This is a genomic window from Thiofilum flexile DSM 14609 (assembly GCF_000380185.1).
In the GTDB taxonomy this organism is placed as follows: Bacteria; Pseudomonadota; Gammaproteobacteria; order Thiotrichales; family Thiotrichaceae; genus Thiofilum; species Thiofilum flexile.
Genome location: NZ_KB904780.1, coordinates 109,196 through 135,908, shown reverse-complemented (window position 1 = coordinate 135,908; position 26,713 = coordinate 109,196). Strand labels below are relative to the sequence as shown.

The following is a 26,713-nucleotide window of genomic DNA, read 5'->3' as shown; positions in this document are numbered from 1 at the left end:
AATTATCCTTTATAGAGTGGCAATGTAATTGTAATCGCTAATCCGCCTAATGGTGAATGATGTGCTTGAATATTACCATTATGGGCATGGGTGATATTATAGCTAATACTCAATCCTATCCCCGCGCCCCCTGTGGCTCGATTGCGTGAACCCTCGACACGATACAGACGTTCAAAGAGTTTGGGTAGGGATTCATCGGGCACACCGGGGGCAGTATCACTGAATTGAATGAATACTTCTTTGCTAGTGGTTTGTAATTTAACCTGTAATTCTCCGGGGCTGTCGGTATAGCGTAAGGTATTTTTCAGTAAATTTTGGAAGAGTTGCTGTAGGCGCTGTTCATCACCTTGCACCATAACCGGATAGGGAGCAATCGCCGTACTGAGACGAATACCTTGGTCGCTTAATGCCTTTTGGAATTGGTTCAGCGTATCATTCAGTAAGCTACTAATATCTAAGGGTACTTTGTGATAACTCAAGGCACCACTATCGGACATAGACAGGGTATAAAGATCATCGACTAAGCGATTCAGGTGTAATACTTCTTGATGCAGTGAATTAATGGTTTCCTCATCAGGCTCATTAATACCATCTTGTAGTGCTTCAATTTCCCCCCGTAAAATCGCTAACGGTGTGCGCAACTCATGGGCAATATCCATAATCCATTGTTTACGTGCGCCTTCATTCTCTTTTAGTCGGGATGATAGTTGATTGAAATCACTGGTTAATTTACCTAGCTCATCTTGGGATTTGACAGGCATTTGTAGTCCATATTGTCCTTCGGTCAAGCGCGTAGTGGCATGGCGTAGCTGATCAATAGGTTTGACTAGTTGCCTTGCGATTAAAAACGAAAATAAGGCCGTGGTGATGAGTGCTGCGATAGCAGCAAGCCATAGTAAATAATCAAGGCGACGCGCGAATTCTCGATCTAATTTATCCAATAGCTCCACACTGTACATACCAACATAGCCAACAATATGATCTTGATAATACAAGGGACGTTCAAGTGTATGTTGACGTTCTGTCTGAGTGTGTCGGCTAAATACTACCTGACGATTTTGATCTAAAATAATAACACGCGATAAAAAACGTCCACCACGCCCCGGAAAAGAGGGATGACCATGATGAGGGGGTTTCCTTTTCGGGGGTGAAAAAAATAAATCCTCTAAAAATTCAGGCGGGGGAGCAGGCGGAGGTTGCCCTTTAAATATGAAAGGATCAAGGCTACGGATATTTCTGCGTAAGGTGTCCCAGTTTAAGTGAATTGCATAATGCTCGATGAGTGATTGCTCTAGTTTGTCCAACTGCTCTTCATCTTGTTGCTCTAGATAGTCTAAAAAAGCATCGGTCACGGTATATTTGAAAATAAAAATCACCGCCCCTAGTGATAACAAACAGGCTAATAAAAAGGCGATAAATAGTTTAGTGCGAATACTAAAGTGTTTGATATTCATAGGAAAGCGGCTCAATCTGGCTAGCACAATACCCTTTAGTATCACATAACACTTTGCAAAAAAGATGACGCCCCAGTACTAGACAATAGTACTGGGGGTATTGAGAGCGGGGGTAGGTAGTTTAGCGAGCTACTTGTAGCCAAATATGACCGCTTTTCCCTGAGTTTTTAATCTGTACTACCTGAATAGATTGCCCTTGATTAATAAAACCAATGGGTTCGCCTAAATTACCACTCCCAGTACGGCGTCCGGGAGGTGCATCGCGTAATTTAGTGCCGGTGACCAAACGATAACGTTGACCTTGGGCAGGTAGTTGATCACCAATGACTAAACCGCGTTGTATCCAGATACCATTATTAAATTGCCCCGCATAAATCCAGCCATTTCCACGCGCATTGCTAGTCGGCATACTCGCTTGGCGTATAGTGGTATTTAGGCTAGCTGTATTAGCCGGGGGGAGAATGGTTTGAGGTGTGCTCAGTGGAATACCCCCGCTGAGAGCCAGTAAAGTTGTTGAGGATACTTTACTGCCGCTATTGCTGTCGTCACGACGAGTATTGGCATTGATCACTACAGTAGGAGCCGAGCGTGCTGGTATAGCGGGTGTCGATACCGATACTGTTGTAGTAGTAGGGGCTGGACGACTAGTGGCTGGGCGATTTGTTGTTACACTGTTAGCGAAGCGATTAGTAGGCTCATTCACTAGGCTAATTTCTAAAGGTGGGGCAGGCTGAGTAGCCGTTTCAGTCACTTTTGCTTTAGCGACTGGTGTTGATGCACTTGTAGATGCCGTTGTTGTTTCAGCCTCTGGTGTCGAGATGTTTGTGGGAGCTGTAGTCGCTGTTTCAGCCTCTGGTGTCGAAGTGCTTGTGGAAGCAGTTGTTGTCGTTTCAGCCACCACTGGTGTTGACGTGTTCGTGGATACAGCCGTCGTTGTGGTCGCTGTTGCGACAGATTCAGGTGTAGTCATTGGTGTGTTGTTTGTCAAAGTAGAGCTTGGCTCTGCTTGAGTGTGTGCTGGAGTAGAGGCAGGATTTTCCGTTGGTGTTGGACTTGGTAAGGTTTCGCTCTTGGCAAGAGATTCCGAGCTAGGAGCAGGAGTCGCAACCTTATTATCCGTTTGTGGTGAGCTAGGTAAGGTTTCGCTCTTAGCAATAGGTTCCACCAGCGGAGCAGCTACAGCCACCTCCTGACTAGTATTCGCCGTACTACCGGATTCAGTTGCCACAGTTTGAGTTTGAGAGCTAGAGGGGACTAGTGCCAGCGGTTGTGCTTGAGTTGTAGCATTTGCAATGACCGCATTTGGCTCTTCTGCGGGAACTGGGGGGGGAGAATCTTTGCGTTCGGTCAGCGGGGGTGCGTCCGTGTCAGCAGGATTACTCTGAGCAACTACTGCTGTAGGTGCGGCACTCTCTGCTGGAGTCGCATTGGTACTGTTGATAAACCAAATTAAACCACTACCGATGACTAGGAGTGGTATTCCTAACATTAATAAGCGTCGACGCTTTTGTTCTTGATGGCTGCGTAGCCTGATGAGTGTTCTACCACGAGGCATAGCAATCCTCCGTTATACTGAATTTAACCATAATCAAATTTACTCAAACCCTTCCTCATCCATTAAGCCGAAGGGTGGACTATTCAAACCCTTGAACATAGTGTTCCGGGGCGAAGTTTTCAAAGCGTGTATATTTACCGAGGAAAGTTAGACGAGTTGTACCAATCGGGCCATTACGTTGCTTTGCTATAATAATTTCAGCGGTACCTTTATCGGGTGAGTCTGGGTTGTAAACCTCATCTCGATAAATAAAGATAATCATATCAGCATCTTGTTCAATCGCACCGGATTCACGTAGGTCGGACATTACCGGACGCTTATTAGGGCGTTGCTCCAGACTACGATTGAGTTGAGATAATACAATAATAGGCACACTGAGCTCTTTTGCCAATGATTTTAATGAACGCGAGATTTCAGAGACCTCCGTAGTACGGTTTTCACTGCTTCCGGTTTGCATTAATTGCAAATAATCCAATACGATTAAACCGAGCTGTCCATGTTCGCGTACTAAACGCCGCGCTCGCGCACGTACCTCGGTAGGGGATAATCCCGGACTGTCATCAATATACATCGGCACATCAGCGAAAATGCGTACTGCTGTTGCAATACGAGGCCAATCCTCATCGGATAATTTACCCGTTCTTACTTTATGCTGATCAACCCTACCCATTGAGGATAGCATACGTAGCGTCAATTGCTCGGCGGGCATTTCCATACTAAAAATTGCCACGGGTAATTTTAAATAGGCAGCGGCATATTCAGCAATATTCATGGAGAAAGTGGTTTTACCCATGGAGGGTCGCCCTGCCACAATAATTAAATCACCTTTTTGCAGACCTGAAGTCATTTCATCCAGTTGAGTATAGCCAGTGGAGACCCCTGTAATGGTCGAGTCGAGCTTACTGAGCTTTTCAATATGTGCCAACGTCAGCTTCATAAGCTTTTGAATCGGGCGAAAAGTTTGGTTTTGGCGTGAGCCTTGTTCAGCAATGCTAAACACCTTTTTTTCTGCCTCATCCAAGAGCATTTTACTGCTACGCCCTTCAGGATTAAAGGCCGCATCGGCTATGTCTGTACCGACCCCTATGAGTTGGCGCAGAATCGATTTTTCACGCACAATTTCTGCATAAGCACGAATATTGGCAGCACTGGGTGTGTCTTTCGCCAAAATGGCGAGGTAGGCAAGACCACCTGCTTCTTGGAGTTGGTTATTACGCTTGAGTGATTCTGAGAGGGTAATAATATCTAGGGGGTGAGCATTTTCAGCTAAGGAAGTGATTGCTCTAAAAATAGTACGATGATCATGACGATAGAAATCGTCTGTGCTGATTTTATCAGCCACTAAGTCCCATGCTTCATTGTCTAGCATTAAACCGCCTAAGACGGATTGCTCAGCTTCAATCGAATGGGGGGGAATTTTAAGAGCTTCATACGTATCTGCCATAGTGGAATTACCTTAGTTGCACAATCAAAGATTAAAGGCAGATAAAGAGATTAACAACAGGTAGACTCAGTATGTGTAAAAAAGAGTCTACCTGTGAGGGAATAGGGCAGTAGGGGATTATTCCGCCTCAACGACTACTTTAAGTACTGCATTCACATCAGTATGTAAGTGTACGCCCACTTCGTATTCACCTAGCGCCCGAATCGGACCATTAGGCATACGAATTTCACGCCGTTCAACAGCTAGTCCAGCCGCTTGAATAGCTTCAGCAATCTCAATATTAGAGACAGAGCCGAATAGTTTACCTTCGCTACCGACTTTAGCTTTAATGGTAAATACCATATCTTGCAATTGAGCTGCACGTGCTTCAGCCGCAGCATGATGCTCAGCCGCTGCTTTTTCTAATTCGGCACGTTTTTGCTCAAAATCAGCAATATTTTGTTTAGTAGCCATTTTAGCACGCCCAGTCGGGATCAAATAGTTACGAGCGTAACCGGGGCGTACTGAAACAACTCCCCCTAGAGTGCCTAGGTTTTCAACCTTTTGTAGAAGAATAACTTCCATCGTAATCACCTTTATCGTTCAGATCAGCTTACCCTGATCTGTCAATCTAAATAGTTGGTTTGCGTGTATTAATAAAGCGACGCAGATCAGCCTGACTATCAATAATGCCTAGGGTGGCTAACATCACAATGACCGGTGTGGTAAATATCAGTAAGAGATATACCGCAACCAGCCAACCTATACCGAGCTTGAAGTGGTGTACGCTGTAATGAACTAACGACAAGCCAGCAAATAAAAATACGGCTAGCCCCACTATAATCAGATCTGTCAGTAGTGCTGAATCAACGAATAGTCGTAAGCCCACTAATGCTATCATTAATAGCGCAAGGGGCTTACTCATACGCATCCGGTGGAGTTCGGTTTGAAATCCGCCCGGATTATATAATTGAGCCTGCCAATAACGGCCTAACATCAAGGAAACCATCCAATGCACACCTAATAACGCGGCTAAAACACCTGTCATATAAGGCGCACTGATCTTCATAGTTTCCGTGAGTTGCAAGGTTTGCTCAGTATTTTCAAGGGGTAGATAATTGACTAAGCTAATTAACCATTGCTCCCAAACAGCAGCAGGATTACCCACTGCTACATAAAAGCCAATAATTAACACCGCTAGTATTGCCAGTAGATACTGTAGAACCTGAGTCCATGACACAGTACGTTCTAAGACAGCACCTAAAACCACTAGCGGTAGCCAACTGACCAAACCGGACGTGAGTCCTACTAAAGCATTACCTTTTAATACCATAACAATCAAAGTCAACCCCGCCGTCACCGGCAAAGCTACCCATAAACCTTGTTTAGCACCCAAGCGTAATGTCACCAAAGCAACGGCTGCATTAGCAAAAATCCCAAGAGGGGCTAATACAAACGAAATCAGCGTCATGGATAAAGTAAACATAATCGCATGGAGCCGACTAGACATTATGAAAGAGGCCATCATGGCAATTACCTAGTAGTGCTAACTTAATACAGCGCAGTGTTACTTATGTTGATCTGTGTAAGCTAATAACGCTAAAAAGCGTGCACGTTTAATAGCGGTGGCTAATTGACGTTGATAGATCACTTTAGTACCAGTAATACGGCTAGGGACAATTTTACCAGTTTCGGTAATAAAGCCTTTTAGCGTATCTAAATCTTTGTAATCAATCTCGCTAATGCCTTCAGCGGTAAAACGGCAATACTTCTTGCGGCGAAAATAACGTGACATCTGTAATGCTCCCTAAACCTTAATTCTGATCGTCTTCATCAGAGTCATCTAATAAATCATCCGTTTCATCAATGATGCGACGAGCCGGGCGGGCGGGTTTATCACCATCTTTTTTCAGTGGTGAAGGTTCGGTGATAGCATGATCACGACGAATAACCATAGTACGAATAATGGCATCATTGAAACGGAAGATGCTTTCTAATTCGGCTAAGGTTTCGGCATTACACTCAATGTTAATCATAACATAGTGTGCTTTATGAACCTTATTAATGGGGTAAGCTAATTGACGACGACCCCAGTCTTCTAGACGGTGTACTTGACCGCCATTATCGGTTACCAGCGCACGATAACGCTCAATCATCGCGGGTACTTGTTCACTCTGGTCAGGATGCACCAGAAAAACAACTTCATAGTGTCTCATTGAGTCTCCTTGTGGATTTAGACAGCCTCCCACGTTAAAGTGGTGAAGCAAGGACGGGTTTGGGACAAATCCCAAGCCAAAATAAAGCGCGTAATTGTCTGTAATAAGTGAGCCATTGTCAATTGATGATTTATAGGAGCGTTGACAATGAATGTGCTGCTGGAGATTTAGAAAATGAATAGCCTAATAATAAACTATTTTAAGGGTATGTTTACTAGGATTCGGGTTTAGTAGCTATCAAGCGAAAATAAATACCATTGTCAGTAGGATAAGTTCTGCTTCTCTATCGGATATACAGCAAATTGCATAGATCTGTTCTAGACTCCAAGAAGTAAATTAGATGGGTTAACTGGGGCTAAGAGGTGAGGCGGTGCTAAAGCAGCCGCTACTATAGAGTCATGTATAAGCGGGGGGTTAGAAATATGTATGAAAGAACTAACAGTTATCAATTAGAGCTAGGCTATGAATCCAATGAGCTAGAGTCTTGCTTATTAATGGAGGATTACACTCCACTTTATGATTATCTACACATTAAGCAAGATACTAAGTACGCAGAAGGTATTGCCCCCTTACTCCAAGCTCCTATTGCTATGAATCCTTATCCTTGGCCAAAAATGGATGAGTCCCCAAAGAGTCGGTCGGTACAATTACTACATCGTAGTGAGGGCGCTATTTTATTCAAATTAACGACCTCCACGACTGAGCGCGTTATTAAGCATTTTAGACTGAATACGCAGCTACTCAAAGAAGCGCATTTTGAGGCATTTCTGGAGTTAGTGGCAAAATTAAAAGCCTTACATCATCAAGGTGTGGTGACGATTTTACAGGCTCACGCGAGTACTCAAGGCATCTATGTGGTGATGGAGTATGTCGAGGGGGTGACGTTAAAAGATTGGCTCCGTGATGAGCCTCTGCCCGCACTAGAGCAACGCTTAGCGTGGTATCAAAAAATTGTTGAGGCCGTTAATGTATTGCATCAGGCGGGGATTGTGCATGGTGATTTGAAGTCTTCAAATATCATGATACGCAGTAATAATCAGCCTGTACTATTGGATTTTGGTCTCGACGGTCAGCTATTACGTGAGGCGGGAGCCTTAGCCGAGGGTGAAATTTATGGCACGCCTTATTATGTCAGTCCAGAGCTGATTATGGGCGATCCCTTAGATCAACAAGCGGACATTTATGCTTTAGGGGTCTTGTTTTACGAAATACTCACCGGGCAAAAACCTTATCAAGGACGCTCGCTAGACCTGATTTTACGCAAGCATATGCTCGCCCCTATACCTAAGCTACCGGATGACTTAGCTCGGTATCAGCCTATTTTAAATCAAACTATGGCTAAGATTCCTGAAAGTCGTTTTGCCTCAGCACAGCAGTTATTAGCAGCATTATAGGGGGTAAATTGCGGCTTAAGGTGTAGTTTGCTAAGCTAGACAGATCGATTAATAAAAATAACGCTATATAAAATCAATCTAGCTGTCAGGGTGGCTACTCGTGAAGCAATTTTTAGTGGGGTTTTTAGTACTGCAAACGGTCTTGTTTGTGCTAGAAATGTTAACCGTTACACAGACCTATATCATTTTACCATGGACTAGCTTGTTAGCGAGCCTGAGTGCTTTTGTTTTGGGTTTATTAGATCCACACGTGAGTGCCTCCGGTAAGGTGATTGCGAGTACCCTTAAACCCTTTGCTATTTCTATAGAGCCGGGCTGCAATGGTGTCGAGGCTATGATTATCTTAATAGCCGCTATTTTAGTCTTTCCAGCAACCTGGCTACAGCGAGCCAAAGGGTTGTTCTGGGGCATTTTGGCTATTCAAGGCTTAAATTTAGTTCGTATTATTAGCCTATTTTACCTCGGACAATGGAATGAGGTCTGGTTTGAATGGGCGCATTTATATCTCTGGCAAGCGCTGATTATGTTAGATGCTTTATTAGTATTCCTGATTTGGGTGCGTTATTTGAGTAAGTCAGCACAGGCTAAGACGGTGACCTCATGAATATGAATACTTCTTTACTCAGCACCTTTGTTTTGCGGGTATTGCTTTATTTAGCGCCACTATTTGCGGTGTGGTATATCCTAGCGCCTTGGCATCTCATGCCTGTGGTAACGTTAACTAATAGTATTATTCAAGCCGGGCTAGCCGATTTTATTATGTGGGTTAAATTGCAAGGCTCCCAAGTGGTTGTAGCCACTCACTATGGGTTTAATACGCAAGGGGTATTAGTAACCCCACCCCCTCTACAAGAGGCCGCAGGGTTTACTCTCAATCCTTTAAGTTTTGGTTATGGTTTGCCTTTATTCGCAGCCTTGATATTAGCTACCCCATTAACTAGTAAGGGGACTAGGCTACTGATGGGGGAATTGATTCTGTTAGGGCTGCAGGTAGTGAGCTTAGTCGTCTGTATTATCAAATCACTGACCTTTGAAGTGGATCCTCTATTGCAACAAACCTTACAGTGGTCACCCCTGCAACTAGATCTCATTGCACTAGGCTATCAAGTGGGGTTTTTATTACTACCTATGATTGCGCCTATTATTGTGTGGGCTATATTAAGCCAACCGTTTTTAAATCAGTTGGCTCCCTCGCTGCATTTTGATACTCAACCTTCCTAGCACGTAGGTATACCAAAGTCATCGGGTATTTCTGGAGCAGTCTTGGCGGCAGGGATGCCGCCTTGTAGCGTACAAGGATGTATTCACAGCGGCTGCGGAGGACATACTCGATGACTTTGGCTCAAGTACTTATTAGGTTTGTTGATCATCCTCGGTCGGGAGTGGCGGTGTTTTTTGATCCCGCCATTGCTCTAGGCTGACAACATTAGTTTCTTGTGTACTCGGTGAGTGCGGATTATGTCCTAGTAGGACGGAAGGATTACCAGCTAAAAACTCCCGCATTAAACGTAACTTTAAACTATTCGGGAAGCGCTCCGCCGTTTCGCCTTGTTCTAACGCTTCGGATTCCTCTTCCGTTAGGGAGTTGACTAGCATAGTCCAACGTTGATTAAGTGCATGAGCGAGCGGTTGCCCATTTTTCTCTAATTGAGCCTGAACGTGTTCTGGTAAAGCTTCTAGATAAGCATCCAAGTTTTCCATAATAGTGTCGGAATGATTAGCCTCTAGGCTATCTAAGATATCTTGTAGCCATAAGGTTTCTGCCTCCCGCGCAAAGAAATCATGATCTAGGGTAGGTTGACCATGCCGAATACGCCCCTCGGTTTTGCCGTATTTTTGCCAAAAGGCTCTTAGCGTGGGGATATGGGTTTTCATTTGCTCTAATAAAGAGGGTTCTTCGTGTTCACTAGCCGTATAGTTATATGTGACGACTTGCACCTGTTGGCTGAGCAAAAAGCCTTGATATAATGCACTGACATATTGAAAGGCATCGAAAGACAGGGTAATTAAATTTTCATCATAATCAGCCGTTTCAGGCTCTTCTAATTCAATATTGAGGAACATCTGATAGTCCTCATACACAATATCCCAGAAAATCTTGCCGTCTTGATGGCGCACATAGATGGGCGTATTTAAGGTGGTATGTGGATTTTCGGGATTTGCGGTGATAAACCAATAATCACCACCTTGCTGTACACTTTTTAGCAGTGCGCTTAAATCCATAAACTCCAACGGAGCACTAAAGGCTTGAGAGGGGCTATTGTAGTGGTCCTGAACCGTTAAATAGAGGCTAGGCAAGCCACCCTCTAAGGTAATTGTAATTGAGAGACTTTGATCCATAACCTTTAGTTTACCAAAAACAGCCGCAGTAGGGCAGTGTTAAGTGGATTAAGATAGTGAGCTAAGTGGGTGTAGGGGACGCCCGAATAATTCTGATAATATAGCTCACTTTTTACATGGTTTTGAGAGTGATGTTTAATACTAGATACCTATAGTAGGCTGCTTAGTTTATTGCGTAGTGATCATCATAACCGCCTCTTTTTTAATACTGAGTGGTTAAGCTGTATAACTGTAGCTTGGTATAAAGCAATAATGGTCAAGAGAGACTTACGAGTGAAACCTTTTCTTCTACGAAATCATACTGCTTGTCAATACTTAAGCCCTATGATATTAACAAGCGCTTAAAATTCGCGGAAGAAAATAAAAGATCGACCAAGGGTTGACCGCCACCCTAGCCATAGCAGCGCTCTTTTTAAGTAAACCAAAGTGCAGCCCCTCTCGTCTAGTCAGCTAGCATAATAACATAAGGAGTATATAACTTGTTCAGATGGATGGCACGCCGTACCCAAGAGTTAATTTTTGCATTTCTCATTGTGGCAGCCTTAATTTGGGGGGTGATTACTCAACCCATTATTCCTCCTACTAGCCAAAGTACCCTATTGCGCTTAGATGCCCAAAAATTACAAACAAATATGCTGGCATTAGGTGAGTTTAAAGGGGATTTAGCGCAGGTAGAAGATGAAGATAATGTCATTATTAAAACCGCTGACTATTTAACTCAACACCTCGAAGACTTCGGCACCATTGAGTCTAAGGGCTATAGTACCGGTCTGCATCAAATTAATTTACAAATCGGTAAGGTAAAGGTGACTATGCCCAAGCCCGGCTTCCCCCTGACCCAACCGCGTTTAGTCTTAGTCATCCATCATGTATTATCGACCCAACCAGCTTGGGAGGGGGCAAAAACCCTTGCTGGTATTATTGAGTTAGCACAACGTTTAGAGCAAGAAACCAAAACTAATAAAAAATTAGCGTTAGAAGTTGTTATTTTTCTGCATCATGCCAATACCCTGTCCGATACGATTATGGCGGCTACCGAGGCTCATGTAGAGCAATTAGAGCGTGATGAGCGTGAACATGATCGAGTCATTGTATGGATGCCGGGGATTTTATTACCCGATGCTTTCACCAGCTCTAGCCATTGGGGGTTTTTGGCACCTGCTGTGCCTAGTGATGATAGTGATGTGCAACTGTATAGCCGTTTGACAGATTTTGCTTGGCTGCGCGAGGCAAAGCGCGTTTTTAAATCAGCGACGATTGATAAGGTAGACTCCCTCACCGTATTGAGCAGTTTTCCAAAAGTAAAACGCTTTCCTCTAAATAATTATTGGGAAAACGAGATTAGCGTATTACTAGTGCGTACTAAGTTAGTCGGCGTGAACCAAGATTATGCAGATTTAATGCGTTTTTTAACGGCACTAGAAATACTCTTAAAACAACCTGTACCCATTCCTGATAGCAAAAAAGACTAAGGTTTCATACAGCAAAAATTAGAAGTATTAGTTATTTCCGGGCATTTTCTGGTATAAAGTGGGCATCGAGTCAATCGGGTAATCGCCGTTCGCAAGAAGGGAGGAAAGTCCGGGCTCCATAGGGTAAGACGCCAGATAACGTCTGGGCGGCGTGAGCCGACGGAAAGTGCCACAGAAAATATACCGCCTAAAGCATTCGTGTTTTAGGTAAGGGTGAAATGGTGCGGTAAGAGCGCACCGCGCTTCTGGCAACAGAAGTGGCAGGGCAAACCCCGTCTGGAGCAAAACCAAATAGGGACACATTGGTGTGACCCGCACTGTGTCCGGGTAGGTTGCTTGAGGTTATTGGTGACAATAATCCTAGATGAATGATTATCCACGACAGAACCCGGCTTATAGATTGACTCGATTTTTATCTTTTTACCATGACACGAAAATGATTTCGTGAATACATGCAGCAATAAATAGGGTTTTGAGATTGACACTAGTAGGGGGAGTTTTTAACATGCCCTGATTAGTGGAGTTATAAAGCTAATAAGCATAATTCAGGGATGATAGCCATCGTTTTGTGAGTATTTTCATTCACCACACTCAACTAATGCGTTCCGCTTTCTTCAATAATTATTAGCCTTTTTAAATTAGTTTTTACTCCAGATATAGTCTATTGAATGGGCTGGATGTAGTTTGTTTTTTTATTTAAAAAGAGAGTGTTCTGCTGTTTCTGACAGGGAGTAGTCGTGCTGAGATAGGCATTAAAATTTAATTATGATTCGATAATTAGATCACTAAGTAAGAAGGCATGTTGAATTTATAGTATCTAGCCAGCAAAGAACGTTTTAGCTTAGCCTCGTGGTGTTTTATTATAAAAAGAGTAGGCTATTTTATTTTAATGCCGTTTGGATAGGTGGGTTTGGCAATTTTATGAGGACTGCATCCTTTACACATGACAGTGTACTGCTATTTGAGGCAGTTGAAGCACTAGCGATACGACCCGATGGTTTATACATTGATGGTACGTATGGGCGTGGCGGTCATTCAGCCTTAATCCTGCAAGCATTGGGTACACAAGGTCAATTAGTCGTGATTGATAAGGATCCTAGTGCTATTGCACATGCTCAGCATATCTATGGCGCTGACCCACGGGTTAAGATTTGGCAAGGCTCTTTTAAGGATTTTGAGCAGGCACTCACGGCTCTTCAGTTATCACAACCTGTTAATGGGTTATTACTAGATTTAGGTGTGTCCTCACCGCAACTCGATGATGCAGAACGTGGCTTTAGCTTTATGCGTCAAGGGGCTTTGGATATGCGTATGAATCCTGAGCAGGGTATGAGTGCCGCCGCATGGTTGAATAGTGCCGCAGAGGCCGAGATTGCTGATGTATTATGGCGTTATGGCGAAGAGCGTTTTTCGCGCCAAATAGCCCGCAAGATTGTCCAAACACGCCATGCGCAACCTCTGAGTACCACCCTACAATTAGCGGAATTAATCGCTCAGACCCTCCCTAAAAAAGAACCCCATAAACATCCTGCCACCCGTAGCTTTCAAGCCATCCGTATTAAAATTAACGAAGAATTGCAGGATATTGAAACCTGTTTGGCTAAATCATTGACTTACTTAGCGATTGGTGGGCGTTTGTCGATTATTAGCTTTCATTCTTTAGAGGATCGCATAGTAAAGCAGTTTATGCGGGAGTATTCCACGCCAAAGCGTCTACCTAAAAACCTCCCCATTTTAGATGATCAAACCGAAATACCCCCGCTGAAAACGCTGGGTAAAGCAGTGAGAGCGGGTGAAGAGGAAATTGCAACTAATATACGCGCACGGAGTGCTTTATTGCGTGTTGCAGAGCGTATGAGGTAATAAATAGTATGGAGCGCTGGCAGTTTTTTAGCGTAACTTTTCTGTATATAGCGGTGATTGGGATGGCGATTTTATTAGTCGCTAATCGTCATGAGGCTCGTCAATTATTTGTTCAAGTGCAAACCTTGGAAAAAGAACGTGATCGGTTAAATTCCGATTGGAGCCGCCTGAAATTAGAGCAAAGCACCCAGTTACATCATTTACGTATTGAGCAGCGGGCTAGGGACAGCCTAAAAATGCAAAAGCCGTCTGCATCAGCTATAGGGGTTATTCGGGAATGAAACGCCGCAAAGCTTCTTCACCTATTTTCCAAGGTCGCCGGTTTTTATTAATGCTGGTTTTGCTAGCTTTGATTGGCGTATTGCTGTTACGTGCGGCTTGGTTAGAGGTCTATCAGGGCGATTGGCTACAAGAGCAAGCCGATAAGCGCCAAACCAGTATTGTTAAAATTCCTGCTTCACGCGGGATGATTGTGGATCGTAATGGTGATCCATTAGCCATTAGTTCGCCTGTTGAATCCTTATGGTGTAATCCTAGTAAGCTCATTGAGGCACGTGCTCAACTGCGTAAAGAGTATGAGCAAGCCTTGCAAATCGCTGATTCACGTAAGGGTACACTAGAGGAAGAAAAAACCAAAGCCTTAGAACTCGCAGGCACCCGTTTTCAGCGCCTAGAAAAAGCCTTAGCTAAAGTAGAAAATGAGCTAGAACTCGCTCCGGGTGAGTTATTAAAGCGTTTAAATGACGCCAAAGATAAAAGGTTTTTTTATTTAGGCCGGTTACTCTCACCCGAATTGGCGGAAGAGTTTTTGGATTTAAATATCGATGGGGTTGGTAGCACACAAGAGTATCGGCGCTTTTATCCTATGACCGAAACATCAAGCCAATTAGTGGGTATGACCGATGTGGATGGTAAGGGGATTGAGGGCATAGAAAAGGCTAAAAATGATATTTTAGCCGGAAAAAATGGGCGTAAACGGGTAGTGCTAGACGGTAAACGACGCTCAGTAGAGGATGTAGATCGCATTGAGGATATGGTTCCGGGGCAAACGGTACAACTGAGTATTGATCGGCGTATTCAGTATTTAGCGTATCGAGCTTTGCTAGCACAAGTCACGCTATTAAGGGCAAAAGCCGGTTCTGTGGTCGTGATGGATGCTCATACGGGGGAAGTATTAGCCATGACTAATTACCCCGCCTTTAATCCTAATAATCGTAAAGAAGTGGAGTCTGCTGCCTTACGTAATCGGGCTGTGACTGATAAATTTGAGCCAGGTTCTACGTTGAAACCTTTGACCGTTGCGGCGGCTTTAGAGTCCGGTGTTATTCGTCCTGATATTGAGGTGGATACTTCACCCGGATATTTGAACTTTGGTAAGTATAAGGTTAAAGATCCCATTAATTATGGGGTATTATCCATAGCACAAATTCTAGCCAAATCCAGTAATGTGGGGGCTAGTCGTTTGGCCTTATTAATGAATCCGCGTGATCATTGGATGTTTTTAAATCGGGTGGGTTTAGGGCGTATTACTGAATCTGGGTTAGTCGGTGAAACAGAGGGGACGCTGAGTAATTATGTCGATTGGGGGCAAGTTGACCGAGCGTCTCATGGTTATGGTTATGGTTTATCCACCAGTCTCTTACAATTAACCCATGCTTATACGCCTTTTGCTGCCCAAGGTATGTTGTATCCGGTGAGCGTTTATAAGCTCAATACTCCTCCTAGCAATGGTCAACAGGTGATTAGTCCTGAAACTGCGAAAGCCGTCTTACATATGATGGAGGCGGTGGTACAAACCGGCGGCACGGGACAAAGAGGAGAAGTGGATGGTTATCGTATCGCCGGAAAAACGGGAACCGCTTATAAATATATCAATGGCAAGTACCGTAATGATAAATTTATGACCAGCTTTATTGGTATTGCGCCAGCGAGTAATCCGCGTTTGGTGGTAGCGGTACAAATTGACGAACCAAAAATTAATGATAGTGGTGGACGGGCTGCTGCACCAGTATTTGCCAAAATTATGGCGGAGTCACTCCGACTCTTAGATATAGCGCCCGATAGTCTACCAGATTTAAAACAAGCAGAACGAACCAGATCAAAAGGGGCAACAGCGGGTGGAACATGATAACTAAAAACCTCACGACACTCTTATCCGATTGGGTAACGGATATACCTAATCTCACTATCACTGGCTTAGCAGTCGATACGCGCCATGTCCAACCGGGCATGGCGTTTGTCGCTTTACAAGGCGGTCAACACCACGGTATTGAGTTTGCAGGCGCGGCAATTAAGGCTGGTGCGGTCGCTATTTTAGCAGAACCCCTTGAGCACTTGGTTTTGCCATCCTTATCCGTACCTATAGTGGTGGTTCCACAGTTACGCGAACGTTTAGGGGATATTGCTAAAGCTTTCTATGATGTACCTTCAGAGCATTTATTCATGGTGGGTGTGACGGGTACTGATGGTAAGACCTCTACTACGCATTTTATTGCCGAAGCGCTACAAATATTAGGCATTAAGGCGGCTGTATTGGGTACTTTAGGCAGTGGTTTACCCGGACAATTAGCCAAGGCCACTCATACTACCCCCGATGCAGCGAGTGTACATAATGGTTTAGCTCAGCTTAAAGAGCAGGGTTTTCAAGCAGTCGCTATGGAGGTTTCTTCCCATGCCCTCGATCAGGGGCGAGTTAATGGGGTGAAGTTTGATGTAGCGGTACTCACTAATCTGACCCGCGATCATTTGGATTACCATGGTTCTGTACAAGCCTATGCAGAGGCTAAGCGTAAGTTATTTCAGTGGCCTACCTTAAAGCACATTGTGGTGAATCTGGATGATTCTTTTGGCGATGATTTATTAGAGCAAGCGGAAGAGCAAGGGTTAGCAGTTTTAGGGTATGGCATCGGTGAGCCGGATGAATATCCAGAGAATACCATTGTAGCGTTTGATCCGGTATTTAATCATCAAGGGATTCGTGCTCAAGTGATTACGCCTTATGGCGAGGGCGAGTTATATGCTCCGGTATTAGGGCAATTTAACCTGCATAATTTACTAGCTGCCTTAGGTGTTTTATTAGTCAAAGGGGTGAGCCTAGAGGATGCACTAGCCGCCATGGCTCAGGTTCAAGTGGTGCCCGGACGCATGGAACGGGTAGCGGATCAGGGTACGGGGATTTTAGTGGTAGTCGACTATGCCCATACCCCTGGTGCTTTAGGGCAGGTATTAAAAGCCGCTCGTACCCATACGCAAAAAAAATTAATTTGTGTGTTTGGTTGTGGTGGGGATCGGGATCGGGGTAAGCGCCCCTTAATGGCTCATGCTGCGGCAACCTTAGCCGATCAGGTGATAGTCACCGACGATAACCCCCGCACTGAATCACCGACACAGGTTTTCGATGATATTCGTGCTGGATTTGCGACCGATCAACAAGCGCTATTTGAACATGATCGCGCCCAAGCAATTCGCCAAGCCATACAAATGGCTCAGATAGGCGATATTGTGCTCATTGCTGGCAAAGGGCATGAGACTACACAAACCTTTAATAATAAAGTGATCGATTTTGATGATCGTATACAAGCCACGCAAGCTTTAAAGGAGCGTGCCTTATGAGTTGGATGACTGTTGCTGAAGTCGCTCAGCGTTGTGGTGGGCGCTTAGTGGGGGCGGATGTCGCTATCGATGCGGTACAACGTGATTCTCGTTTAGTAAAGCAGGGCGATTTATTCTTAGCGCTCAAGGGTGAGCGTTTTGATGCCCACGAGTTTGTTCCACAAGTGGTGGGTAAGGCTAGTGCAGCTTTAGTATCTCGTATTATTGACTGTGATTTACCACAAGTCGTGGTGGATGATGTGCGCTTAGCACTAGGGCGCTTAGCCGCTAGTTGGCGCACTGATTTCACTAAGCCCTTGCTCGCATTAACGGGTAGCAATGGTAAGACGACCTTAAAAGAAATGCTAACCGCGATTTTAAATCAAGCAGGTCATACCCTAGCCACCGAGGGTAATCTCAATAATGATATTGGTGTACCCTTAACTCTATTGCGCCTACGTGCGGAGCACGAGTTTGCTGTGATTGAAATGGGGGCTAACCATTTTGGCGAAATCAATTACTTAACCCATTTAGCTCAGCCTGATGTCGCGATTTTAAATAATGCAGGGGCAGCGCACTTAGAAGGATTTGGTGATATTGCAGGAGTCGCACGAGCTAAGGGTGAGATTTTTCAAGGCCTAAGGCCTAATGGTGCGGCTATTTTAAATGCAGATGACACCTATTATGAGTATTGGGAAAGTATTACTAAGCCTTTTAAAATTTTAAGTTTTGGTCTAAATAATAAGGCAGATATTAAAGGCCGGTTAAGTGGTAATCAGTTAAGTATTAGTACACCTCAAGGTGAGGTTAATCTAAGGCTAGCTTTACTAGGTCGACATAATGCCTTAAATGCATTAGCAGCAACTGCTGGCGCATTAGCATTAGGTATTTCACTTGAGCAAATTAAACAGGGTTTAGAGCAATTAAAGCCGGTTAAAGGACGTTTGGCTTCTTATAAGACGAAAACAGGTACTTGGCTGATTGACGATACCTATAATGCTAATCCTTCCTCTATGGAAGCGGCATTAAAAGTATTAGCCGATTTACCCGGTCGTAGAATATTTATTTTAGGCGATATGGGTGAGCTAGGTACAGATGCGGTGCAATTACATGCCCATATCGGCGAACTAGCGCAAGCACTGAATATTAACGCACTGTATGGATTGGGCGAAAAAAGCCTGCAGGCTTGTCAGGCTTTTGGTACTCCAGAAACAGGTTTCACTCAATTAGAAGCATTATTAACGGCTTTAGCTCAACAAGCTCTAGACCATAATACCGTTATTTTAGTTAAAGGTTCGCGCTCAGCCAAAATGGAGCGTGTTGTCGCTGCATTAATGCAAGCACAACTAGACGAGGTGCATTAATGTTAGTCTGGCTATTTAATTCTCTAAGCCACTTTTATAGTGGCTTTAATGTGTTTCAATATTTAACCCTACGCGCCATTTTAGGGGTAGTGACTGCATTAAGTATTGCATTATGGACGGGGCCGATGATGATTCGTTGGCTCACCCGTATGAAGATTGGTCAATATATTCGTGAAGAAGTTACCCAACAACATAGTAAAGCTGGAACGCCTACTATGGGTGGGGTAATGATTATTTTAGCGATTGCAGTCGCAACCTTATTATGGGCAGATTTAACTAATCGCTATATTTGGGTAGTGCTATTTGTTACCCTAGGTTTTGGTTTAGTCGGTTGGATGGATGATTATATTAAAATCAAAAATCGCCGTAATTTAGGTCTTACTGCTAAACAAAAATATATTAGCTTAAGCGCCATTGGTTTATCGGTAGCGTTTTATTTGTATTTTACTGCCGAAACCTCAACAGAAACGACCTTATTCTTACCCGTGATTAAAGGTGCCCATTGGCAAATGGGTTTATTATTTATCCCCTGGGTTTATCTGGTTATTGTGGGTGCGAGTAATGCTGTGAATCTAACGGATGGCTTAGATGGACTCGCTATTATGCCTACTATTTTAGTAGCAGGTGGTTTAGGCGTATTTTGCTATGTCAGTGGTAACTCTGTCATGGCTAATTATTTAGGTATTCCACGGGTGCCGGGGGTGGGTGAGTTACTTATCTTTTGCAGTGCTATTTTTGGTGCCGGCTTAGGGTTTTTATGGTTTAACGCTTATCCTGCCCAAGTATTTATGGGGGATGTTGGCGCTTTAGCTTTAGGAGCCGCTTTGGGTATTGTAGCGGTATTAACACGCCAAGAATTTGTCCTCGCGATTATGGGTGGGGTATTTGTCTTAGAAGCGTTATCCGTCATTATGCAGGTGAGTTATTTTAAAGCCACTAAAGGCAAGCGTATTTTCCGTATGGCACCTTTACACCATCATTATGAGAAAAAAGGCTGGCCTGAGCCAAAAGTGATTGTGCGTTTTTGGATTATTACCGTGATTTTAGTCATGATTGGTTTAGCGACTTTAAAGGTGCGTTAAATGAAAGCTATTACGGATTATTGCTCTATTTTAGTGGTAGGCCTAGGGCAAACAGGATTATCAATAGCACAGTATTTAGCCTCTAAAGGATTGAATTTTAAAGTAGCCGATTCGCGTAGTGATCCTCCCGGAAAAGAGGCATTGAATCAGCTTGGAGTTACGATTCAAACTCAATTTGGGGCATTTGATCCGCAATTCTTTGCCGATGCTGATTGTTTAGTGGTGAGTCCGGGGATTGCGGTTAGTACACCAGTGATTAAAGCGTGTGCTGAGCGCAAAGCCGATATTATTGGTGATATTGAGTTATTTATCCGTGAGGCTAAAGCACCCATTGTAGCGATTACGGGTTCTAATGGTAAAAGCTCGGTCACTACTTTGGTAGGGCTAATGGCTGAAAGGGCGGGTTGGAATGCTTATGCGGGGGGTAATTTAGGTACGCCTGCGCTGGATTTTCTGACCCAACCCATACCCGATGTCTATGTCATGGAACTGAGTAGTTTTCAATTAGAGACTACTCATTCGCTCAAGGCAAAGGCCGCAACGGTGCTCAATGTAAGCGAAGATCATATGGATCGTTATGCTTCTTATGCCGATTATGCTGCCGCTAAGCAGGTTGTGTATCAAGGCTGTGAGGTTGCGGTCATTAACCGTGATGATGCTTTAGTGCTGGCTATGCCTACTGATGGGGTGAGGGTGAGCTTTGGTTTAGATGCACCACAACATTCTCATGAGTATGGTATTCAAACACGAGAGGGTGAGAGTTATCTAGCTAAGGGTGAGCAACTGCTTTTGCCGCTTGCACAAATGAAGCTGCCCGGCCTACATAATGCCGCTAATGCATTAGCGGCTCTAGCTTTAGGTGAAGCTTTAGGTTTGCCCTTAGCTCCGATGTTGGAGGCATTACAAAGCTTTACAGGCTTGCCACATCGGACTCAATGGGTGCGTAAATTGCATGGTGTGACTTACTATGATGACTCGAAAGGGACAAATGTCGGTGCGACCCTAGCCGCTTTAGCGGGTATGCCTAATCAAACGGTCTTAATTGCTGGTGGGCAGGGTAAGGGAGCAGATTTTAGTTCTTTAGGTGAAGTGTTAGCTCGCAAAGCGCGCGCTTTAGTATTGATAGGTGAGGATCGCTTCAAGATTGCTAAGGTGGCTGAGGGACAATGTCCTTATGTCTTCGCAGAGAGTATGACAGATGCTGTGCAGAAGGCCGCCCAACTCGCACAAGAGGGGGATAATGTATTGTTATCTCCGGCTTGTGCGAGCTTTGATATGTTTAAAAATTATGGGCATCGTGGAGACTGCTTTGTCCAAGCCGTATTGGAGTTGCCATCATGAAACATTGGCTTGATAGCTGGTTAACCTATTGGGAGTCACTCAATTGGTCACGCTATATTGATCGTGAGTTATTAGTGGCGGTCATGGCATTACTGGCTATTGGGATTATTATGTTGGGATCTGCCTCTTTATGGGTGGCAGAAAAGCAATATCAGGATGCCTTTTACTATTTGAATCGACAGTTATTTTTTGTGGGGATAGGCTTAGTTGCAGCGGTGGCAGTTTATCAAGTTCGACTGGGATTCTGGCAAGATCTCGGTATTAAGCTCTTACCGGTTGCATTGCTCTTATTAGTATTAGTTTTGACGCCGGGTATAGGTAAAGCTGTTAATGGCAGTAGCCGTTGGTTAGGTTTTGGCTTAATTTCTTTACAAGTTTCAGAATTAATAAAAGTTATTATGTTATTATATTTAGCTGGATATTTAGTCAGGCATGGTAAAAATCTAGCTACATCAGCCTCTTACCAACCTTTAGCTATCCCATTAGCGGTATTAGGAGTCGTAGGGGCATTACTATTGCTGCAACCAGATTTCGGATCTAGCGTTATTATTATTAGTATGGGGTTAGTACTACTATTTATTGGTGGACTGCCTTTAAAACGTTTAGCGTTATTATTCGGGGGTGCTTTAGCGTTTATGGTGCCTGCGGCTTTTATGGGCTATCGGGGTGCGCGTATGGAAGCCTATTTGAATCCTTGGGCCTTTGCAGAAGGTAAGGGGTATCAAACCGTACACTCCTTAATGGCGATTGGTGACGGGGGCTGGTTTGGTGCAGGTTTAGGTGGTGGGGTACAAAAATTATTTTATCTACCTGAAGCGCATAATGATTTTATTTTTGCCGTATTAGCCGAAGAGTTTGGTTTTATGGGCATGTTGCTGGTTTTAGCCTTGTATGCTTGGTTAGTGTTTCGAGCCTTTAATATTGGCTTCCAAGCGGATAAAGGTGGGCAGCATTATGGTGCTTATGTGGCGTATGGCGTAGGTTTTTGGATGGGGTTTCAGGTGATTCTGCATATTGGGGTAAATTTAGCTATTTTGCCACCTAAGGGGTTAACGTTGCCGCTGATGAGTTACGGCGGTAGTAGTATTTTAATTACCTTAGTCGCGTTAGCTTTATTAATGCGTGTCCATCGGGAAACACAAGTCGCACTATTTGGAGTGGCAGAGCGTAAGCCTGCTCTTAAGCCTGCATCACGTTCGCGTGTGGTAAGACAAGTAGCTAAAACAGCGGAGAAAGCAGGATGATGGCAAAGCGGCCTCTATTAATTACTGCGGGTGGCACAGGGGGGCATGTGTATCCGGGGTTGGCAGTCGCACGTGAGTTACAAGCACAGGGTATTCCTGTGATCTGGATGGGTACACCTCAGGGCTTAGAGTCTAAAATTATACCACCTACTGGTATTGAAATGGCGCTACTGGATGTATCTGGTCTACGTGGTAAAGGACTTAAGCCTATTTTATTAGCCCCCTTTAAACTCACTAAAGCCTGCTGGCAAGCGTTACAAATAATGCGGCGCTATAAACCTGTCGCGGTGTTAGGGATGGGCGGGTTTGTCGCAGGGCCTGGTGGGTTTGTCGCAGCGCTCATGGGCATTCCAGTCATTATTCATGAGCAGAATTCGGTAGCCGGTTTAACTAATAAATTATTAGCCGCAGTGAGTAAACGAGTACTCGCAGGGTTTCCCTCAGCGTTTAAACCGAGTGCTAAATTAGAAGTTGTGGGTAATCCCGTACGGCGTGATATTGGCGATTTACCCGATCCTGCCGTGCGCTTAGCTGCTCGCCGTCAGCAACCCTTAAATCTATTGATTATTGGGGGGAGTTTAGGGGCGCAAGTATTAAATCAAACGGTACCACAAGCTATCGCTTTAATGCCTGCCGAATTACGTCCAACCATACAGCATCAGGCGGGTGCTAAACATAGTGCTGATGCAGAGCAATCCTATAGCAAGGCTCAAGTCGAGGCTAAAGTTTTACCTTTTATAGAGAATATGGCTGAAGCCTATGCTTGGGCGGATGTGGTGATTTGCCGGGCGGGTGCTTTGACCGTAGCAGAACTCGCCTCAGCCGGTGTGCCTGCTATTTTAGTGCCTTATCCCCATGCCGTTGATGACCATCAAACGGGCAATGCTCACTATTTAAGTGATGCAGGGGCTGCCTTACTCATGCCGCAGTCCACTTTAACCGCCGAGCAATTAGCAGAAAAACTAACTTATTTTACTAAACAGCGTGAAGCATTAATCGCCATGGCTACTCAGGCTCGTGCCTTAGCTAAGCCAAAAGCCACGGCTCAAGTCGCCGCTATTTGTGCTCATTATGCTAATTACCCATTTAATCTTGAAGGAGCAAGCTCACCATGCAATTAGGCAGCCAAAATTTTACCCGTAAACGAATTAAGCAACTACACTTTATTGGTATCGGTGGTGCGGGTATGGGCGGTATTGCAGAAGTGGTTGCCAATTTAGGTTATAAAGTTTCCGGTTCAGATGCAGCAGAAAGCGCTATGACTGAGCGCTTGCGTAAGCTTGGGGTAAAAGTATTTAAAGGGCATGCCGCACAGCAAATTGAAGGGGCTGATGTGATTGTGGTATCGACCGCGATTAATGAGCAAAACCCAGAAATTATTGCGGCACGTGAGTTACGAATTCCGATTATTCGTCGCGCTGAAATGTTGGCAGAACTCATGCGCTTTCGCCATGGTATTGCCATTGCAGGTACTCATGGCAAAACGACGACCACTAGCTTAACCACCAGTCTATTAATTGAGGGGGGGTTAGATCCTACCTATGTAATTGGTGGCAAGCTCAATAGTTCCGCGAGTAATTCACGTCTAGGTACGGGTGAGTATCTAGTGGCGGAGGCAGATGAAAGTGATGCATCTTTCTTACATTTGCAACCGATGATTGCGGTAGTGACGAATATTGATGCAGATCATTTATCAACATATGGCGGTGATTTTGGTAAGCTTAAGGAAACTTTTATTGAGTTTTTGCACCACTTACCCTTCTATGGCTTAGCGGTATTGTGTGTGGATGATGAGTATGTGCGGGAAATTTTACCGCAAGTCAATCGTCCTATTATTACTTACGGGTTTAGCGATGATGCGGATATTCAAGCCAGCAATGTGCGTTATGAAGGTACGCAAAGCTTGTTTACTTTACATTGTCGCCGTTCAGGGCGGCAGTTAGAGGTCGCACTCAATATTCCCGGTCGGCATAATGTACTCAATGCTTTAGCTGCTATAGCGATTGCTATGGAGTTGGATATTAGTGATCAGGCTATTTTACAAGCTTTAGCACATTTCCAAGGGGTAGGGCGGCGCTTCCAAATTGCGGGTGATATTAAGACCGCAGCGGGCACAGTGACTTTAGTCGATGACTATGGACACCATCCGCGTGAAATGGCAGTGACCTTAGCCGCAGCACGGAATGTATGGCCTGATCGACGTTTGGTATTGGTATTCCAACCTCATCGTTATACCCGTACCCGTGATTTATTTGAAGATTTTGCTCAAGTATTATCCGAGCCGGATGTACTGATACTGATGGATATTTATGCAGCGAGTGAAGAGCCTATTGCCGGTGCAGATGGGCGAACCCTCGCGCGAGCCATTCGGACGCGTGGTAAAGTGGATCCCATTTTTGTGAATGGGGCAGAGGATGTGCCAGCCGCACTAAACAATATTTTAAAGGATGGCGATGTCATCCTGACTCAAGGGGCGGGAAGTGTGGGAGCACTTGCGCATAGTTTACCGGGTAGCTTAGGGGTAGCAAGCGATGAATGATAATAAAAAACGCTTTGGTAAAGTGGCGGTTTTATACGGTGGTTGGTCTGCAGAACGTCCAGTGTCGCTGAAAAGCGGTGCTCAGGTTTTGCAAGGCTTATTAGAGGCGGGCGTTGATGCGCAGGGTATTGACGCAGGGCGCGATATTATTGATGTTTTGAAAGCAGGACATTACGACCGCGTATTTAATATTATGCACGGTCGTGGTGGAGAGGATGGCGTTATTCAGGGTGCTTTGGAGTTATTAGGTATTCCTTATACGGGTTGTGGTGTAATGGCCTCAGCGATTAGTATGGATAAGCTAGTGACAAAACGGCTCTGGTTAGGCATGGGATTACCGACACCTAATTACCGCGTATTAACTGCAGAGAGTGATTTCGATGCAGTAGTGGCGGAGCTAGGTTTACCTTTAATGGTAAAACCTGTTAAAGAAGGCTCTAGTATTGGAATGACTAAGGTCAAAGAAGCCAATCAATTAGCGGCTGCTTACCACAAAGCAGCAGAGTGCTGCCCGGTGGTTATTGCAGAGCAATGGATTACTGGACAAGAATTTACTGCAGGTATTTTGGATTTGACACCCTTGCCTTTAATTCGGGTGGAGGTGCCGGGTGAGTTTTACACCTATGATGCTAAGTACATTTCTAATGAAACCCAATATCATTGCCCTTGTGGTTTAACACCTGCACTGGAGGCGCAATTGCAACAACTAGCATTGTCAGCTTTTCAAGCAGTAGGTGGCAGTGGTTGGGGACGGGTCGATATGATGTTAGATAACAAGCAACGTCCTTGGTTAATTGAGGTGAATACCAATCCGGGTATGACCGATCACAGCTTAGTACCCATGGCGGCTAGACAGGCCGGCATGAGCTTTTCACAACTAGTAGTCAAAGTATTGGAGACAACCTTGGTATGACCCGAACGCCAATTTCAAGGAAGAAGGCGTCCATAATAACAACTACAAACCCACGTCAAAAAAGTTTAAAACGTTCTGCTGAGCATGCTCGTGCTGCTCAGCGGCGGCGCGTTTTGGCTGCTAAAAAGGTGCTTCCTTGGCAAGCGTTAGTTGATTGGAAGAAAATCACTGAACTAAGCCCTAAAAATATTCAACGTTTAACAGTTGTCGCCAGCTTGTTAATAGTCATCGGTTTAGTGTTGTCTATTTATAGCTGGTTGCTAAAACCTACTAATCTCACGATTAAACAGGTCGATATTCAAGGGCAATTTCATTATATTAATCCCGAACAGTTAGGGGTACAGATAAAGCCTTATACCGACACTAATTTATTCTTATTGGATGAGGTAGGTTTAGAGCAGTTTTTAGAGCAACAATCTTGGATTAGAGCGGCCAGCTTGCGTAAAATATGGCCTAATCGTCTGGAGATTTTGTTAGAAGAGCAAGTGCCGGTTGCTTTTTGGGGAAAAGATCAGTTGTTAAATCAATATGGTGAAATATTCACCGGAAATTTACTAGAAAAACAAGGTATATTTCCGTATTTATATAGTCCTAGTGAAAATGGGCGTGAATTAGCTGAGCGTTATGTTGAGTTAACTCGGCTGTTAAGTAATCTTTCGTTAGAAATTTCTGAATTAACTGAAGATGCAGCAGGTAGTTGGGCTATTCGTTTTAAAGATGGTCCTGAAGTGATTATTGGACGAAAAGACTATGAAAAACGTTTGAGCCGTCTTAAAGTAGGCTATGTGCAAGCATTAAAAGATAAGTTTTCTCAGATTCGTAGTATCGATTTACGCTACACAAATGGTTTCGCCGTTGAATGGAAGCAAATCCCAACCAGCTTTTTAGGGTCAGACATCTCTAAAAGGATCGGGAGTTAATT

General features: G+C 44.3%; 24 protein-coding genes and 1 other RNA gene. 17 read left to right on the top strand and 8 right to left on the bottom strand.

The genetic code is table 11. The features are described from left to right. Positions 1–2: 2 nt before the first annotated feature. The 7 genes from A3IK_RS0112740 to rpsF all read right to left on the bottom strand — a co-directional run bounded on the left by A3IK_RS0112740 (position 3) and on the right by rpsF (position 6,648). On the bottom strand, positions 3–1,454 hold the full coding sequence (locus tag A3IK_RS0112740) for an ATP-binding protein (RefSeq protein WP_020560373.1): 1,452 nt from the start codon (positions 1,452–1,454) through the stop codon (positions 3–5). 121 nt (positions 1,455–1,575) lie between these two features. Further along, positions 1,576–3,009, bottom strand: a complete 1,434-nt coding sequence (locus tag A3IK_RS0112735) for a hypothetical protein (protein ID WP_020560372.1) — start codon at positions 3,007–3,009, stop codon at positions 1,576–1,578. Positions 3,010–3,088: 79 nt separating this feature from the next. Beyond that, positions 3,089–4,453, bottom strand: coding sequence for a replicative DNA helicase (gene dnaB, locus A3IK_RS0112730; RefSeq protein ID WP_020560371.1), 1,365 nt, complete (start codon positions 4,451–4,453; stop codon positions 3,089–3,091). Positions 4,454–4,570: 117 nt separating this feature from the next. Continuing rightward, positions 4,571–5,017, bottom strand: coding sequence for a 50S ribosomal protein L9 (rplI, locus tag A3IK_RS0112725; RefSeq protein ID WP_020560370.1), 447 nt, complete (start codon positions 5,015–5,017; stop codon positions 4,571–4,573). A 46-nt stretch (positions 5,018–5,063) separates the two neighbouring features. Next, entirely contained in the window at positions 5,064–5,942 is an 879-nt protein-coding gene (locus A3IK_RS0112720) for a DUF2232 domain-containing protein (protein WP_162596655.1), read from the bottom strand. 57 nt (positions 5,943–5,999) lie between these two features. Continuing rightward, the gene (gene rpsR, locus A3IK_RS0112715; protein WP_020560368.1) at positions 6,000–6,227 is read right to left on the bottom strand and encodes a 30S ribosomal protein S18; all 228 of its coding nucleotides are present in this window, start codon (positions 6,225–6,227) and stop codon (positions 6,000–6,002) included. Positions 6,228–6,246: 19 nt separating this feature from the next. After that, entirely contained in the window at positions 6,247–6,648 is a 402-nt protein-coding gene (gene rpsF / locus A3IK_RS0112710; RefSeq protein WP_020560367.1) for a 30S ribosomal protein S6, read from the bottom strand. A 422-nt stretch (positions 6,649–7,070) separates the two neighbouring features. Here rpsF and A3IK_RS0112705 point away from each other — a divergent pair, with 422 nt between their 5' ends. The 3 genes from A3IK_RS0112705 (at position 7,071) to A3IK_RS0112695 (ending at position 9,263) form a co-directional block, all read left to right on the top strand. Beyond that, positions 7,071–8,042, top strand: coding sequence for a serine/threonine protein kinase (locus A3IK_RS0112705; protein ID WP_020560366.1), 972 nt, complete (start codon positions 7,071–7,073; stop codon positions 8,040–8,042). A 100-nt stretch (positions 8,043–8,142) separates the two neighbouring features. Continuing rightward, positions 8,143–8,646 carry an exosortase H gene (gene xrtH / locus A3IK_RS0112700; protein ID WP_020560365.1) on the top strand — a complete coding sequence of 168 codons (504 nt, stop codon included), beginning with the start codon at positions 8,143–8,145 and terminating at the stop codon, positions 8,644–8,646. Then, complete coding sequence (locus A3IK_RS0112695) at positions 8,643–9,263, top strand: exosortase H-associated membrane protein (protein WP_020560364.1); 621 nt, start codon at positions 8,643–8,645, stop codon at positions 9,261–9,263. The genes xrtH and A3IK_RS0112695 overlap by 4 nt, the downstream gene beginning before the upstream one ends. 132 nt (positions 9,264–9,395) lie before the next feature. Here the strand turns inward: A3IK_RS0112695 and A3IK_RS0112690 are convergent, their stop codons facing one another. Next, positions 9,396–10,382, bottom strand: coding sequence for a hypothetical protein (locus A3IK_RS0112690; RefSeq protein ID WP_020560363.1), 987 nt, complete (start codon positions 10,380–10,382; stop codon positions 9,396–9,398). 479 nt (positions 10,383–10,861) lie between these two features. On the opposite strand from A3IK_RS0112690, the gene A3IK_RS0112685 reads away from it, so the two are divergent. From A3IK_RS0112685 to A3IK_RS0112625, 14 genes are all read left to right on the top strand, one after another. Continuing rightward, positions 10,862–11,854, top strand: a complete 993-nt coding sequence (locus tag A3IK_RS0112685; protein ID WP_162596654.1) for a hypothetical protein — start codon at positions 10,862–10,864, stop codon at positions 11,852–11,854. Positions 11,855–11,920: 66 nt separating this feature from the next. Beyond that, positions 11,921–12,266: RNase P RNA component class A (gene rnpB, locus A3IK_RS20455), an RNA gene on the top strand. A gap of 509 nt (positions 12,267–12,775) precedes the next feature. Continuing rightward, positions 12,776–13,717, top strand: a complete 942-nt coding sequence (gene rsmH / locus A3IK_RS0112680) for a 16S rRNA (cytosine(1402)-N(4))-methyltransferase RsmH (RefSeq protein WP_020560361.1) — start codon at positions 12,776–12,778, stop codon at positions 13,715–13,717. Between the two features lie 8 nt (positions 13,718–13,725). Further along, positions 13,726–13,998 (top strand): cell division protein FtsL, encoded by a 273-nt coding sequence (ftsL, locus tag A3IK_RS0112675; protein ID WP_020560360.1) that lies wholly within the window; start codon positions 13,726–13,728, stop codon positions 13,996–13,998. Continuing rightward, positions 13,995–15,845 (top strand): peptidoglycan D,D-transpeptidase FtsI family protein, encoded by a 1,851-nt coding sequence (locus A3IK_RS0112670; RefSeq protein ID WP_020560359.1) that lies wholly within the window; start codon positions 13,995–13,997, stop codon positions 15,843–15,845. The genes ftsL and A3IK_RS0112670 overlap by 4 nt, the downstream gene beginning before the upstream one ends. Further along, complete coding sequence (locus tag A3IK_RS0112665; protein WP_020560358.1) at positions 15,842–17,329, top strand: UDP-N-acetylmuramoyl-L-alanyl-D-glutamate--2,6-diaminopimelate ligase; 1,488 nt, start codon at positions 15,842–15,844, stop codon at positions 17,327–17,329. The genes A3IK_RS0112670 and A3IK_RS0112665 overlap by 4 nt, the downstream gene beginning before the upstream one ends. Beyond that, entirely contained in the window at positions 17,326–18,672 is a 1,347-nt protein-coding gene (locus A3IK_RS0112660) for a UDP-N-acetylmuramoyl-tripeptide--D-alanyl-D-alanine ligase (protein WP_020560357.1), read from the top strand. The genes A3IK_RS0112665 and A3IK_RS0112660 overlap by 4 nt, the downstream gene beginning before the upstream one ends. Further along, positions 18,672–19,754: a phospho-N-acetylmuramoyl-pentapeptide-transferase gene (mraY, locus tag A3IK_RS0112655; protein ID WP_020560356.1), complete on the top strand. Its 1,083-nt coding sequence runs from the start codon at positions 18,672–18,674 to the stop codon at positions 19,752–19,754. Before A3IK_RS0112660 ends, mraY begins: the two co-directional genes overlap by 1 nt. Continuing rightward, positions 19,755–21,095, top strand: a complete 1,341-nt coding sequence (gene murD, locus A3IK_RS0112650; protein ID WP_020560355.1) for a UDP-N-acetylmuramoyl-L-alanine--D-glutamate ligase — start codon at positions 19,755–19,757, stop codon at positions 21,093–21,095. Next, positions 21,092–22,339: a putative lipid II flippase FtsW gene (gene ftsW / locus A3IK_RS0112645; protein WP_020560354.1), complete on the top strand. Its 1,248-nt coding sequence runs from the start codon at positions 21,092–21,094 to the stop codon at positions 22,337–22,339. Before murD ends, ftsW begins: the two co-directional genes overlap by 4 nt. Next, complete coding sequence (murG, locus tag A3IK_RS0112640; protein WP_020560353.1) at positions 22,336–23,460, top strand: undecaprenyldiphospho-muramoylpentapeptide beta-N-acetylglucosaminyltransferase; 1,125 nt, start codon at positions 22,336–22,338, stop codon at positions 23,458–23,460. The genes ftsW and murG overlap by 4 nt, the downstream gene beginning before the upstream one ends. Next, positions 23,451–24,878: a UDP-N-acetylmuramate--L-alanine ligase gene (murC, locus tag A3IK_RS0112635; RefSeq protein WP_020560352.1), complete on the top strand. Its 1,428-nt coding sequence runs from the start codon at positions 23,451–23,453 to the stop codon at positions 24,876–24,878. The genes murG and murC overlap by 10 nt, the downstream gene beginning before the upstream one ends. Then, positions 24,871–25,791, top strand: coding sequence for a D-alanine--D-alanine ligase (locus A3IK_RS0112630; RefSeq protein WP_020560351.1), 921 nt, complete (start codon positions 24,871–24,873; stop codon positions 25,789–25,791). The genes murC and A3IK_RS0112630 overlap by 8 nt, the downstream gene beginning before the upstream one ends. Beyond that, the gene (locus tag A3IK_RS0112625; RefSeq protein WP_020560350.1) at positions 25,788–26,711 is read left to right on the top strand and encodes a cell division protein FtsQ/DivIB; all 924 of its coding nucleotides are present in this window, start codon (positions 25,788–25,790) and stop codon (positions 26,709–26,711) included. The genes A3IK_RS0112630 and A3IK_RS0112625 overlap by 4 nt, the downstream gene beginning before the upstream one ends. Positions 26,712–26,713 lie beyond the last annotated feature (2 nt).

Coding starts and splice junctions, on each gene's coding strand:
- A3IK_RS0112740 (WP_020560373.1), bottom strand. CDS start 1,454: ATGAATATCAAACACTTTAGTATTCGCACTAAACTATTTATCGCCTTT.
- A3IK_RS0112735 (WP_020560372.1), bottom strand. CDS start 3,009: ATGCCTCGTGGTAGAACACTCATCAGGCTACGCAGCCATCAAGAACAA.
- dnaB (WP_020560371.1), bottom strand. CDS start 4,453: ATGGCAGATACGTATGAAGCTCTTAAAATTCCCCCCCATTCGATTGAA.
- rplI (WP_020560370.1), bottom strand. CDS start 5,017: ATGGAAGTTATTCTTCTACAAAAGGTTGAAAACCTAGGCACTCTAGGG.
- A3IK_RS0112720 (WP_162596655.1), bottom strand. CDS start 5,942: ATGTCTAGTCGGCTCCATGCGATTATGTTTACTTTATCCATGACGCTG.
- rpsR (WP_020560368.1), bottom strand. CDS start 6,227: ATGTCACGTTATTTTCGCCGCAAGAAGTATTGCCGTTTTACCGCTGAA.
- rpsF (WP_020560367.1), bottom strand. CDS start 6,648: ATGAGACACTATGAAGTTGTTTTTCTGGTGCATCCTGACCAGAGTGAA.
- A3IK_RS0112705 (WP_020560366.1), top strand. CDS start 7,071: ATGTATGAAAGAACTAACAGTTATCAATTAGAGCTAGGCTATGAATCC.
- A3IK_RS0112695 (WP_020560364.1), top strand. CDS start 8,643: ATGAATATGAATACTTCTTTACTCAGCACCTTTGTTTTGCGGGTATTG.
- A3IK_RS0112690 (WP_020560363.1), bottom strand. CDS start 10,382: ATGGATCAAAGTCTCTCAATTACAATTACCTTAGAGGGTGGCTTGCCT.
- rsmH (WP_020560361.1), top strand. CDS start 12,776: ATGAGGACTGCATCCTTTACACATGACAGTGTACTGCTATTTGAGGCA.
- ftsL (WP_020560360.1), top strand. CDS start 13,726: ATGGAGCGCTGGCAGTTTTTTAGCGTAACTTTTCTGTATATAGCGGTG.
- A3IK_RS0112670 (WP_020560359.1), top strand. CDS start 13,995: ATGAAACGCCGCAAAGCTTCTTCACCTATTTTCCAAGGTCGCCGGTTT.
- A3IK_RS0112665 (WP_020560358.1), top strand. CDS start 15,842: ATGATAACTAAAAACCTCACGACACTCTTATCCGATTGGGTAACGGAT.
- A3IK_RS0112660 (WP_020560357.1), top strand. CDS start 17,326: ATGAGTTGGATGACTGTTGCTGAAGTCGCTCAGCGTTGTGGTGGGCGC.
- mraY (WP_020560356.1), top strand. CDS start 18,672: ATGTTAGTCTGGCTATTTAATTCTCTAAGCCACTTTTATAGTGGCTTT.
- murD (WP_020560355.1), top strand. CDS start 19,755: ATGAAAGCTATTACGGATTATTGCTCTATTTTAGTGGTAGGCCTAGGG.
- ftsW (WP_020560354.1), top strand. CDS start 21,092: ATGAAACATTGGCTTGATAGCTGGTTAACCTATTGGGAGTCACTCAAT.
- murG (WP_020560353.1), top strand. CDS start 22,336: ATGATGGCAAAGCGGCCTCTATTAATTACTGCGGGTGGCACAGGGGGG.
- murC (WP_020560352.1), top strand. CDS start 23,451: ATGCAATTAGGCAGCCAAAATTTTACCCGTAAACGAATTAAGCAACTA.
- A3IK_RS0112630 (WP_020560351.1), top strand. CDS start 24,871: ATGAATGATAATAAAAAACGCTTTGGTAAAGTGGCGGTTTTATACGGT.
- A3IK_RS0112625 (WP_020560350.1), top strand. CDS start 25,788: ATGACCCGAACGCCAATTTCAAGGAAGAAGGCGTCCATAATAACAACT.